This window comes from Exiguobacterium sp. s22, from assembly GCF_018617455.1.
Taxonomy (GTDB): Bacteria; Bacillota; Bacilli; order Exiguobacteriales; family Exiguobacteriaceae; genus Exiguobacterium.
In genome coordinates this window covers 40,876-53,523 of the sequence record NZ_JACSKD010000012.1, presented here as the reverse complement: position 1 = coordinate 53,523, position 12,648 = coordinate 40,876, and the positions used below count along the sequence as shown (strand labels likewise).

Annotated in this window: 12 protein-coding genes and 1 other annotated feature; all 12 genes read left to right on the top strand. The window is 47.4% G+C overall.

From position 1 onward, the window contains the following. Positions 1 to 193 precede the first annotated feature (193 nt). The 12 genes from KNO94_RS14575 (at position 194) to KNO94_RS14520 (ending at position 12,646) form a co-directional block, all read left to right on the top strand. Positions 194 to 670, top strand: a complete 477-nt coding sequence (locus tag KNO94_RS14575) for a CtsR family transcriptional regulator (protein ID WP_214780871.1) — start codon at positions 194 to 196, stop codon at positions 668 to 670. 5 nt (positions 671 to 675) lie between these two features. Continuing rightward, a complete protein-coding gene (locus KNO94_RS14570) occupies positions 676 to 1,110 on the top strand; it encodes a UvrB/UvrC motif-containing protein (protein WP_214743063.1) in 435 nt (144 codons plus the stop codon). Then, positions 1,110 to 2,153, top strand: coding sequence for a protein arginine kinase (locus tag KNO94_RS14565; RefSeq protein WP_214780869.1), 1,044 nt, complete (start codon positions 1,110 to 1,112; stop codon positions 2,151 to 2,153). The genes KNO94_RS14570 and KNO94_RS14565 overlap by 1 nt, the downstream gene beginning before the upstream one ends. Positions 2,154 to 2,177: 24 nt before the next feature. Further along, positions 2,178 to 4,613, top strand: coding sequence for an ATP-dependent Clp protease ATP-binding subunit (locus KNO94_RS14560; protein ID WP_078147873.1), 2,436 nt, complete (start codon positions 2,178 to 2,180; stop codon positions 4,611 to 4,613). 56 nt (positions 4,614 to 4,669) lie between these two features. Next, the gene (gene radA / locus KNO94_RS14555; RefSeq protein ID WP_214743065.1) at positions 4,670 to 6,046 is read left to right on the top strand and encodes a DNA repair protein RadA; all 1,377 of its coding nucleotides are present in this window, start codon (positions 4,670 to 4,672) and stop codon (positions 6,044 to 6,046) included. Positions 6,047 to 6,160: 114 nt separating this feature from the next. Then, complete coding sequence (locus tag KNO94_RS14550) at positions 6,161 to 7,222, top strand: PIN/TRAM domain-containing protein (RefSeq protein ID WP_214743066.1); 1,062 nt, start codon at positions 6,161 to 6,163, stop codon at positions 7,220 to 7,222. Between the two features lie 55 nt (positions 7,223 to 7,277). Then, the gene (ispD, locus tag KNO94_RS14545; protein WP_214780867.1) at positions 7,278 to 7,958 is read left to right on the top strand and encodes a 2-C-methyl-D-erythritol 4-phosphate cytidylyltransferase; all 681 of its coding nucleotides are present in this window, start codon (positions 7,278 to 7,280) and stop codon (positions 7,956 to 7,958) included. Then, positions 7,955 to 8,428: a 2-C-methyl-D-erythritol 2,4-cyclodiphosphate synthase gene (gene ispF / locus KNO94_RS14540; protein WP_214780865.1), complete on the top strand. Its 474-nt coding sequence runs from the start codon at positions 7,955 to 7,957 to the stop codon at positions 8,426 to 8,428. Before ispD ends, ispF begins: the two co-directional genes overlap by 4 nt. Positions 8,429 to 8,473: 45 nt before the next feature. Beyond that, on the top strand, positions 8,474 to 9,931 hold the full coding sequence (gene gltX, locus KNO94_RS14535) for a glutamate--tRNA ligase (protein WP_214743086.1): 1,458 nt from the start codon (positions 8,474 to 8,476) through the stop codon (positions 9,929 to 9,931). Continuing rightward, positions 9,931 to 10,138 (top strand) — a binding site (T-box leader). It overlaps the preceding gene by 1 nt. 51 nt (positions 10,139 to 10,189) lie before the next feature. After that, complete coding sequence (cysE, locus tag KNO94_RS14530) at positions 10,190 to 10,879, top strand: serine O-acetyltransferase (protein ID WP_214743069.1); 690 nt, start codon at positions 10,190 to 10,192, stop codon at positions 10,877 to 10,879. Next, the gene (gene cysS, locus KNO94_RS14525; RefSeq protein ID WP_214780857.1) at positions 10,848 to 12,245 is read left to right on the top strand and encodes a cysteine--tRNA ligase; all 1,398 of its coding nucleotides are present in this window, start codon (positions 10,848 to 10,850) and stop codon (positions 12,243 to 12,245) included. The genes cysE and cysS overlap by 32 nt, the downstream gene beginning before the upstream one ends. Beyond that, entirely contained in the window at positions 12,242 to 12,646 is a 405-nt protein-coding gene (locus KNO94_RS14520) for a Mini-ribonuclease 3 (RefSeq protein WP_214780855.1), read from the top strand. The genes cysS and KNO94_RS14520 overlap by 4 nt, the downstream gene beginning before the upstream one ends. Positions 12,647 to 12,648: the final 2 nt, after the last annotated feature.

Here is a 12,648-nt window from a genome sequence, read left to right as displayed (position 1 = left end):
AAGTAGTTGGGGGATCTCCCCCTGTGAGGATAGGACGTTGCCAGGCAACAACGCAGAGGACGACCGAGCATAGCGCTCGGTCGTTTTTTGATATAGCGGTGCTCTCCATAGAGGGCATCGCTTTTCGTTTGCCTTTTTTTAAATCAATGATAAAATATAGTCAAAAGTCAAAGATGGTCAGAGGGTGGTGGAGATGAGAAATATTTCGGATGTCATTGAACAGTATTTGAAGCAAGTGTTGAAGGAAAGTCAGGCGAATGCGATTGAAATCAAACGTCAAGATATCGCGCAACGATTCGAATGTGTCCCATCCCAAATCAATTACGTCATCAACACACGTTTTACCGTCGAAAAAGGATATTTAGTGGAAAGTAAACGTGGCGGTGGTGGATATATTCGTATTCGACGCGTTGTGTTACACGAGAAACAAGACATTCTATCTAGTTTGATGGAGGTCATTCATGAGCACCCACGACTGAATGAACAGCTCGTAGAAAATGTACTTGTTCGGTTAGTCGAAGAGCAAATGATGCATGAGCAAGAAGCCCAGTTGATTTATCATCTCTTATCAGATGAAGCATTGAACTTACAAGTTGATGATCGTTCCTTTATTCGTCGTCAACAATTACTCACATTGATGAAAGTACTTCGTTATCGTACTGGAGGATAAGTCGAATGTTATGCGAACGTTGTAAACAACGACCGGCTGTCAATGAGGTCGTCGTCATGGAACAAGGTGTACCCGTAAAAAAACGACTATGTCGACAGTGTACGGTAGAACTGATGACAGGCTATGTCCCGGACGTGAAACGCTGCCCGACCTGTCACATGACGCGTCAAGATTTATTACGTGTCCGAAAAGCAGGATGTGCGACGTGTTATACGGTATTTCGTGATGAACTGGTCAAGATCACGCGTCAATATCAGCAAGGACATGATCATCACGTCGGTTCTATTCCTGACCAGTTACGTACGCCGCATGAACGAATTGAAGAGCGGCTTGAAAAGTTGGCAGGGGAGTTGACCCGTGCTGTCGAACAAGAAGATTATGAACGGGCAGCACGCATTCAAAAAGAAATGAAGCAATTAGAAGGGCAGGGTGATGTTTGATGGAAACATTCCTAACACATCCACTTGGTCCAAAAATGAAAGAGCGTGCCAAACTGGATGACTTGGTCGTCTCCACAAGAATTCGATTGGCACGGAATGTGAAAGACACAGTGTTTTCCCCAGTCCTTTCTAAAGAAGGAGAACGTCAATTGTGTGACCGTCTCGAAGGACGTTTACGCGGGTTAAAGGGATTTGAATATCTTCATATGCATGATTATGATGAGATCACCCGGCAGGCGTTGATGGAGAAACACTTGATTAGTCCGGCCATCGCGGCCAATGAAGAAAGTGCCGTCTTTTTAAGCGAAGATGAAACCATCAGTGTGTTGATTAATGAAGAAGACCACTTGCGAATTCAAACATTGCTTCCGGGTTATCAAGTGAAAGAAGCGTTTGAGTTAGCGAATCAAGTAGATGCACTGTGTGCGGAATCACTCTCTTACGCCTTTGACGAACAGTTAGGTTATTTGACGACATGTCCAAGTAATATCGGAACAGGACTCCGGGCCTCGGTCATGTTACACTTACCGGGACTCACGTTAACGGGCCGAATCAGTCCGATATTACGAGAACTTCGAAAACTTGGCTATACGATTCGAGGTCGCTACGGTGAAGGAAGTGATGCGGCAGGACGCTTGTTCCAGTTGTCCAATCAACGAACATTGGGCAGTCATGAGTCACAAATACTGGCTGACTTTATGGAAGTGACAGAACAAGTGATTCAAGCAGAACGTCACGCGCGTGAAGAGCTCGTCGCAAATCGACAAGTTGAGTTAGAAGATCGATTTTATCGGTCGTATGGGATTTTACGGTATGCCAAACTTCTGTCATCCACCGAAGCCATCGAACGACTATCAGACTTACACTTAGCGAGTGACCTGGGCATTTTGTCTGATTGGAGTCCGCCAAAGTTTCATGAACTCATTGTTCGGCTACAATCAGGTTTTCTACAAAAACATTTCGGGAAAACATTATCTACGCAAGAACGGGATCGAGAACGAGCGACACTCGTTCGTCGAACGTTAGATCAAGGATTAGTTTGATCCAACTCTAAGGAGGTTATGTCAATGATGTTTGGACGATTTACAGAACGAGCACAACGCGTATTAGCTTTAGCACAAGAGGAAGCCGTACGTCTTGGCCATCATAATATTGGTACAGAACATATTTTATTAGGATTGGTTCGTGAAGGAGAAGGGATTGCGGCTAAAGCGCTCTTCGCTCTCGGATTGACTTCTGAAAAAATTCAGCAAGAAGTAGAATCTTTGATTGGACGTGGGTCTGAGAATGGGTCAACGATTCATTACACGCCACGTGCGAAGAAGGTTATTGAACTCTCAATGGATGAAGCTCGAAAATTGGGACATTCATACGTTGGAACGGAACACATTTTGCTTGGATTGATTCGTGAAGGAGAAGGGGTCGCAGCGCGTGTCCTCAATAACCTTGGAATCAGTTTGACGAAAGCACGTCAACAAGTCTTACAACTCCTTGGGAACACGGAGTCATCTTCAAATGCATCACAACCAGGCGCGAGCGCTGCTACACCAACACTTGACGGGTTGGCACGTGACTTGACACAACAAGCTCGTGAATCACGTTTAGACCCAGTCATCGGACGTGCAGGTGAGATTCAACGTGTCATTGAAGTCCTGTCTCGTCGAACAAAGAACAACCCAGTTCTCATCGGGGAGCCAGGAGTCGGGAAAACGGCTGTCGTCGAAGGTCTTGCTCAACAAATCATTAACAACGAAGTGCCAGAGACACTTCGTAACAAACGCGTCATGGTACTAGATATGGGTACTCTCGTAGCAGGGACAAAATACCGTGGTGAGTTCGAAGACCGATTGAAAAAGGTCATGGACGAAATTCGTCAGGCTGGTAACGTCATTCTCTTCATCGATGAGTTGCATACCTTGATTGGTGCGGGTGGCGCAGAAGGTGCAATTGACGCGTCAAACATCCTCAAACCATCACTGGCTCGTGGAGAGCTTCAATGTATCGGGGCGACAACGCTCGACGAATATCGCAAGTATATCGAGAAAGATGCGGCACTTGAACGACGCTTCCAACCGATTCAAGTGAATGAGCCGACGACAGAAGAAGCAGAACAAATTCTACTCGGCTTACGCGATCGCTACGAGGCACACCACCGTGTGACGATTACAGATACGGCGATTCATGAGGCGGTCGTTCTCTCTGACCGTTATATCTCAGATCGTTTCTTGCCAGACAAAGCGATTGACCTTGTCGACGAGGCGGCATCGAAAGTACGACTTCGTTCATTCACAGCACCACCGAACTTGAAAGAGTTGGAGTCGCGCCTTGAATCGATTCGTAAAGAAAAAGACTCTGCTGTTCAAAGCCAAGAGTTTGAAAAAGCAGCTTCTCTCCGTGATACAGAACAAAAATTACGCGATGAGTTAGAAGAGTTGAAAGCAGAATGGCAGAACAAGCAAGGTAATGAAAAACTTGAAGTGACAAAAGAAGATATCGCTCAAGTTGTCGCCAACTGGACTGGTGTACCGGTCACGAAGATCGCGGAAGAAGAGACGGACCGTCTCCTCAAACTCGAATCGATTCTTCACAACCGGGTCATCGGTCAAGACGATGCAGTGAAATCGATTTCTCGTGCCATCCGTCGGGCCCGTGCTGGATTGAAAGATCCAAAACGTCCAATCGGCTCATTTATCTTCCTTGGACCTACCGGAGTCGGGAAAACCGAACTCGCGCGTGCAGTTGCCGAAGCGATGTTTGGCGATGAAGATGCCATCATTCGAATCGACATGTCCGAGTACATGGAAAAACATGCGACGAGCCGTCTCGTCGGTTCGCCTCCTGGTTATGTCGGGTACGAAGAAGGCGGTCAGTTGACAGAAAAGGTACGCCGGAAGCCATACTCGGTCATCCTACTCGATGAGATTGAAAAAGCGCACCCTGAAGTATTTAACATCTTGCTTCAAGTACTTGACGACGGTCGCTTGACGGACTCGAAAGGTCGCACGGTCGACTTCCGAAATACCGTCATCATCATGACGTCAAACGTCGGGGCTGCAGCGCTTCAACGTAATAAATATGTTGGATTCACAGTGGAAGATGATGTGAAACGTGAGTATACAGAAATGAAGGACAAAGTACTCGAGGAATTGAAGAAAGCGTTCCGACCTGAGTTCTTGAACCGGATTGATGAAATCACGGTATTCCATTCACTTCAAAAAGAGCACATTCAAGAAATCATCAAACTTATGGCAGAGACGCTCAAGAAACGTCTCGCCGAGCAAGGTGTTGATTTCAGCTTGACGGATGCGGCGCTCGATAAAATTGCCGATGTCGGCTACGATCCGGAATACGGGGCTCGCCCTCTCCGTCGTGCCCTTCAACGGGAAGTGGAGGACCGCCTCTCAGAAGCAATGCTCGGCGGTACGATCGCCAAAGGTAGTAAAGTTGCGCTCGACGTACAAGATGGAGAGTTCGTCGTTCGTAACGAAGGTGTGGTTCAGTAAATCATTCAGCTCCCTCGTCGTTTAGAGGGAGCTTTTTTTAGACAGGAAGGGAACTTATGGCCAAAATTAAAACGAAATACGTCTGCCAATCGTGCGGATATGAATCAGCCAAGTGGATGGGGCGCTGTCCGGGTTGTAATGAATGGAATACGCTCGTCGAAGAGTTTGTCGAAGAGAAGAAAGCCAAGCGTGGTGCAGCATTCGTGCATAGTTCATCCCGACAATTGAAACCGGAACGTTTAGCGAACGTCGTTTCACAAGAGGAGACACGCGTGCATACAAATAGTCGCGAATTTGACCGCGTGCTCGGCGGTGGAATCGTGCCGGGATCGCTCGTCTTAGTCGGGGGTGATCCGGGGATTGGGAAATCGACGATCTTGCTACAAGTCAGTGCCCACTTAGCCCATAGTGGCAAAAAGGTACTGTATATCTCAGGTGAAGAATCACTCAAGCAAACAAAACTACGGGCGGAACGTCTCGGCTTACCGACTGAAGATTTATACGTACTCGCTGAGACAGACATGTTGATGATTGAGCGGGTCATCGATGAGGAACAACCTGGATTCGTCATCATCGATTCGATTCAAACGGTGTATATGGATGAAATTCAATCGGCTCCAGGTAGCGTTTCACAAGTTCGAGAATGTACGGCCGCCCTGATGAAAATCGCAAAAACACGAGGAATTGCTGTCTTCATCGTCGGTCACGTAACAAAACAAGGTTCGATTGCGGGACCGCGTTTACTCGAGCATATGGTCGATGCAGTACTTTACTTTGAAGGGGAACGTCATCATACGTTCCGTATATTGCGAGCCGTGAAAAACCGTTTCGGTTCAACCAATGAAATCGGAATTTTTGAGATGAAAGAGAGCGGGCTAGAAGAAGTCCTCAATCCGTCCGAAATTTTCTTAGAGGAACGAACCGCCGGTGTGTCGGGTTCTACGGTCGTCGCCTCGATGGAAGGGACACGAACGGTACTTGTAGAACTCCAAGCACTCATTTCGCCGACGTCGTTCGGTAACCCGAGACGCATGGCGACGGGAATCGATCAAAACCGGGTCGCGCTTCTCATGGCAGTCCTTGAGAAACGATCAGGTTTGTTGCTTCAAACACAAGATGCTTACTTGAAAGCGGCGGGTGGCGTCAAACTAGATGAGCCCGCGATCGACCTTGCGATTTGCGTCTCGATTGCTTCGAGCTTTCGTGACCGTCCAACCCGTCCGACAGATGTCTGCATCGGTGAGGTTGGATTGACCGGAGAAGTACGACGCGTATCCCGAATCGAACAGCGTGTCGCCGAAGCGGCGAAGTTAGGGTTTACCCGGGCGATTATACCGAAGAATAATATGGGTGGGTGGACCGCACCCGCAGGCATTGAAGTCGTCGGGGTCGGAACAGTGGATGAAGCACTCCAGTTGGCGATTCCGTTTTAACGGGTCGCCACTGGCAGTTTTTAACGCTTTGTAACGAACGTGATTGAAAAAATCGTGTTACAATGAAAGTGTTATTTTTTGAAATTTTATTTCATATAGAAGGAGGTGGAATGAGTGAAGATTGCTGTACGAATCGGATTTATTTTGATTGGACTCGTCGTAGGTTGGTTCGGAATTATCGAGGCGACGCTTTTATTAGGAGACCTTGGCATGAATGTGCCGGAATGGTTAACGATTCCATACGTAGCAAGTTTGATTGGTGGACTTATCTTCTTCATTCTTAGTTTATTCTTAACCGATGGTGTTGTTGCATTTATTCGTTTTGTCGAAGAACGGCTCGTCCGTTTACCGGTAGGAGATATTTTATTCGGTTCAATCGGACTCATTATCGGGCTTTTGATTGCCTTTTTGATCAGTGTGTCGCTTGAAGTCACGAATATTTTCTTGCTGAGTAAAATTGTCCCGATTTTTGTCACAGCGCTGTTTGGTTACTTTGGTTTCGCGGTCGGGTATCGGAAGCGTAACGAATGGATTAAACTATTTGTGAAGAGTGAACGGGATAAGACGGCAGCCCCAGTGAAACGTTCTAATGATAAAATTTTAGACACGAGTGTCATCATTGATGGACGCATCGCTGACATCGCCACAACTGGATTCGTAGAAGGGACATTGATTGTGCCACAATTTGTCATCGGCGAACTGCAGTACATTGCCGACTCTTCCGATACGTTGAAGCGGAATCGTGGTCGTCGTGGTCTCGATATATTGAAAGAACTTCAAGAGAACAAGCGCATTCAAGTCGAAATTTACGATGGGGACTTTGAAGACGTACCGGAAGTTGATATCAAATTGATCAAACTGGCTGAACTGAAAAATGGGATCGTCGTCACGAATGACTACAACTTAAACAAAGTGTGTGAGGTACGAAATGTTCCTGTCTTGAATATTAATGACCTTGCAAATGCCGTTAAACAAATCGTCATTCCTGGCGAAGAGATGGTCGTGACGGTCATTAAAGAAGGGAAAGAACAAAATCAAGGCGTCGCCTATCTTGAAGATGGGACGATGGTCGTCGTGGAAGGTGGACGTAAGTTGATTTCGAAGACGTTACCTGTTGTCGTGACGAGTGTCTTACAGACGTCAGCTGGAAGAATGATTTTTGCTCGTCCTGAATAATTCATAAAAAAGAGACGCGCGAGCGCTCTCTTTTTTCACGAAGAGAGGTTTTTAGATGGTAACGTATACGGTTGTGATCCCGGCTGCCGGGAGAGGGAAACGAATGGGAGCAGAAGCGAATAAGCTCATGCTATCGCTACGTGGTAAACCGATTATTACGTGGACACTCCAAGCATTCGATACCGATCCATGGTGTGAACGGATTGTTTTAGCCATTCGTTCGGAGGAGCGAAGTTGGTTTGAAGCAATGACGGCGCATATGAAGACACCGATTACATATGTGACAGGCGGGGAAGAACGACAACAGAGTGTTTACGCCGGACTAAAAGTAGTTTCGACTGACACGATTGTCATGATTCACGATGGTGCTCGTCCGTTTGTAAAACGAGAACACTTGCATCAAGTGGCTAAAGCGGCGCGAAAAGGTGGTGCCATCTTAGCAGTGCCTGTAAAAGATACGGTCAAACAAGTTGAGCATCAAAACATTGAACGTACCGTCCCTCGTGAAAACTTGTGGTTGGCTCAAACGCCACAAGCCTTTCCGATTAACGCAATTTTGGATGCGCATGAACGAGCGGCCGAACAACATGTAATGGGAACGGATGATGCGAGTTTATTTGAATGGCTCGGAGAATCGGTACAGGTGGTTCTCGGCGATTATCATAATATCAAAATGACGACACCCGAAGATTTATTATTTGGTGAAGCGATTTTAGCGAAGGAGGAATTACAATGAGAATTGGTCAAGGATTTGATGTACATGCATTCGCAGAAGGACGCCCGTTAATTTTAGGAGGGATTGAGATTCCGCACGAGCGCGGCCTTCTCGGTCATTCTGATGCGGACGTGTTACTTCATACGATTGCTGATGCAGCGCTTGGAGCGATTGCAGCAGGAGATATCGGGAAGCATTTCCCGGACACGGATCCTAAATTCAAAGACGCAGATTCGAAAGTATTGCTTCGTCATGTTTGGCAGCTCGTGAAAGACCAAGGATACGTTCTTGGGAATGTTGATGCGACGGTCATGGCACAACGGCCAAAACTCCGTCCATATATTGATGAGATGCGCGCGGTCATTGCCGATTTGCTAGAAGCGGACATCGAACAGGTGAACGTGAAGGCGACAACGACAGAAAAACTCGGCTTCACAGGACGTGAAGAAGGAATCGCGGCGCAGGCGGTCATCTTACTCAACCGGGCTTGACAGAAATGGTATACTATTTGGGCAGAAGAGAAGAAAGGTGGAACTATTATGAGTGAAGTGCGTGTACGCTATGCGCCTAGTCCGACGGGGCATCTCCATATCGGAAATGCGCGGACTGCGTTGTTTAACTACTTATTTGCTCGCCATGCAGGCGGAAAAATGATTCTCCGGATTGAAGACACTGACCAGAAACGGAATGTGTTGAACGGTGTTGAGAGTCAGATGAAATACTTGGAATGGCTCGGCATCGACTGGGATGAAGGTCCAGGTCGTGACGGGGACTACGGTCCTTATTACCAAATGGAACGTCTTTCGCTCTATGAAAAATACGTCAACGAATTGATGAGTAAAGGCCTCGCTTACAAGTGCTACATGACTTCTGAGGAACTTGAAGCAGAGCGTGAAGCACAAATCGCGCGTGGGGAGGCACCGCGTTACTCTGGTGCGCATCGTAACCTCACTGTCGAAGAACGTGAAGCGTTTGAAGCGGAAGGTCGTAAACCGTCTATCCGCATCCGTGTACCGGAAGGTGTGACGTATAAATGGACGGATGTCGTCAAAGGAGACGTCTCGTTTGAATCGAAAGATTTTGGGGACTGGGTCATCGTGAAACAAGATGGTATCCCGACATACAACTTCGCGGTTGTCGTGGACGACCATTTGATGAAGATCAGTCACGTATTGCGTGGAGACGATCACATTGCGAATACACCAAAACAGATGATGGTTTATGACGCACTCGGTTGGGAGTATCCTGAATTCGGTCACATGACGCTCATCTATAACGATCAACATAAGAAGTTGTCAAAACGAGACGAGTCGATCATTCAGTTTATCGAACAATATGCGGATCTCGGTTACTTGCCAGAAGCGCTCTTCAACTTTATTTCGCTTCTTGGGTGGTCACCGGTCGGTGAAGAAGAAATCTTCTCAAAAGAAGAATTCATTCAAATGTTTGATGCGAACCGATTGTCGAAGAGTCCAGCTGTATTTGACCAACAAAAACTTTCTTGGATCAACAGTGTATACATGAAGAAGGCCACGCTTGACGAAGTGGTGGCACTCAGTTTACCATTCTTACAAGAAGCAGGACGATTACCCGAGGCGGTATCTGTCGAGGAAGCGGATTGGGCCACAAACTTGATTGCATTGTATAAAGAACAAATGACGCACGGTGCAGAAATCGTTGCGTTGACGGACTTGTTCTTCAAAGATGAAATCGAGTATGACGAGGAAGCGAATGCTGTTCTTTCTGGTGAAACGGTACCCGCTGTCCTTGCAGAGTTCAAACAACAGCTTGAAGGAATCGAAGACTTCACGCCAGAAGCGATTAAAGCGGCGACGAAAGCGACGCAAAAAGCAACTGGTCAAAAAGGAAAGAACTTGTTCATGCCAATCCGTGTTGCTACGACAGGACAAACGCATGGACCAGAGCTTCCGAACGCGATTTCGTTAATCGGAAAAGAGCGCGTATTGAAGCGTCTGACAACTTTATTAGCGTAATAAAGGCATCGATGAGGAAAGTAAGCGGTACGACACGTTACAGAGACTAGAACCTAGGCTGGGAGTTCTAGATGTGTTCCCCGAAGAAGTGCACCTCGGAGCCGTCTCGGCGATATGTAGTCGAGGCCGTGACTCGGCGTTAACGAGACTTGAGAGGGGAACGCATTTTCCCAAACAGAGTGGAACCGCGCTTATGGCGTCTCTGTGCCTTGGCACAGGGGCGTCTTTGTTTTTGTATTAGAAAAGGAGATATCAACTATGGGATTTTGGAGCAGTGTGCGTGAAGATTTACGGACTGTCCTGGAACTAGACCCCGCCGCCCGTTCAAAAGTCGAGGTGGCCTTGACTTATCCGGGATTACACGCGATCTGGGCGCATCGTATCGCGCACGGATTATGGAAACGTAACGTGAAGCTAGTGGCCAAATTGTTGGCTCAATTCAGCCGGTGGTTGACGGGAATCGAGATTCATCCCGGCGCCGTTTTAGGTAACCGTGTGTTTATTGACCATGGCTTCGGTGTCGTCATTGGAGAGACGGCGATTATCGGAAATGACGTGACGATTTATCAGGGCGTCACACTCGGTGGAACAGGGAAAGAAAAAGGGAAGCGTCATCCGACGATTGGAAGTGACGTGCTCATTTCAGCGGGAGCGAAAGTACTTGGAAATATCACGATTGGCGATTGCGTCAAAATCGGAGCAAGTTCGGTCGTGTTAAATGATGTGCCGTCTGACTCGACTGTGGTCGGGATTCCAGGGCGTGTCGTCATTCGCAATGGTAAACGTGTGAAACAACATGATTTGGACCATCGTTTACCAGATCCAGATCGTGAGTGCCAAGAACGTCTTGAAAACGCTGTGGCAGAACTTCAACATAAATTAGAAACGCTTGAGAAGCGGATGGAGGAGAAGACACATGATTCAGCTGTACAACAGTCTCACGAATAAAAAAGAACCGTTTGTCCCGATTGTCCTAGGTAAAGTATCCATGTACGTGTGTGGACCGACCGTCTACAACTACATCCATGTCGGAAATGCGCGTCCGGCAATCGCCTTCGACACGGTACGTCGCTATTTGACTTATCGCGGGTACGAAGTGAAATACGTCTTGAACTTCACGGACGTGGATGACAAAATCATTCGCACCGCCAATGAATTAGGAGAAGATACGGAAACGTTGACAAACCGGTACATTGAGGCGTACCTAGCTGATACGGGAGCTCTCAACGTGCAACCCGCCGATGTACACCCACGGGTTACCGATACGATGGAAGAAATCATCGCATTCATCCGTCAGTTAGAGACGGAAGGGTTTGCCTACGAATCAGAAGGAGATGTCTACTTCCGAACGAAAAAATTTGAGACATACGGGAAGTTGAGTCAACAATCGATTGAAGATTTACGAGCTGGCTCACGTGTCGACGTCGGAGAAAAGAAAGAAGATCCGCTCGACTTCGTTTTATGGAAAGCGGCGAAGCCCGACGAACCATCATGGGAAAGTCCATGGGGCAAAGGACGTCCCGGTTGGCATATCGAATGCTCGGCGATGGCGAAAAAACATCTCGGGACCACAATTGATATCCATGCGGGCGGTCACGATCTAAAATTCCCACACCACGAGAACGAAATTGCCCAATCAGAAGCCTGCAACCATGCGAAGTTTGCGAACTATTGGCTCCATAACGGGTTCATCAACATCGAAAACGAGAAGATGTCCAAATCGCTTGGGAACTTCCTCCTCGTCCATGAGGCGCTAAAAGAAGTTGACCCGATGGTTCTTCGCTTCTTCATGTTGTCTGTCCATTACCGTCATCCGATCAACTATAGCCGTGAATTGATTGAACAAGCGGCAAACGGTTGGAGCCGAATCAAAGAAGCGTATCAAAATATCGAGTATCGTTTATCGGTTACGGCTGGACTTGGTGAACCAAGCGAGTCGATGGAGCGGAAATTAGAATCGATCAAGGCTTCATTCATCGAATCGATGGATGATGATATCAATACGGCAAATGCCGTAACCGTCCTCTTCGACTTAGCAAGAGAAGCGAATATTTATGCGAAGGCAGACCATGTAGCGAAAGCGACACTTGAACAGATCCTATCGTTATTCGACGAATTGACAGGCGTACTCGGATTGACGTTGGCGGAAGAAAAAGAACTGCTTGATGCGGAGATTGATCAATTGATTCAAGAGCGGAACGATGCACGGGCTGCACGTGATTTTGCTCGGGCGGACGAGATTCGCGATTTACTAAAAGAACAAAAGATTCAACTCGAAGATACGGCCCAAGGGGTTCGGTGGAAGCGGTTATGATGCAACCGAAACAGATGAATGCTCTCGCGCTCGCTTATATGGGGGACGTGGTGTATGAATTGGCTGTACGAAAACGACTGCTTGAGACAGGATTGACGCGCACGAACGATTTACATCGAGGCGCTGTCCGCTACGTGAATGCGCGAGCGCAAGCGAACGTCGTGACCCATTGGTTAGAGACGGACGTGTTGACGGAAGAAGAACAAGCCGTTGTTAGACGAGGTAAGAATGCGAAGTCAGGCTCGATCCCAAAACGGGTCGATGTGCATACGTATCGGTATTCCACGGCATTTGAGGCATTGATTGGATATATCTATTTGACAGAAAGAAGGGATCGTCTTGAAGAACTCATCAAACAAGCGTTCGAACGACTCGAAGCCGAGTCGCCCGAAACGACATGACG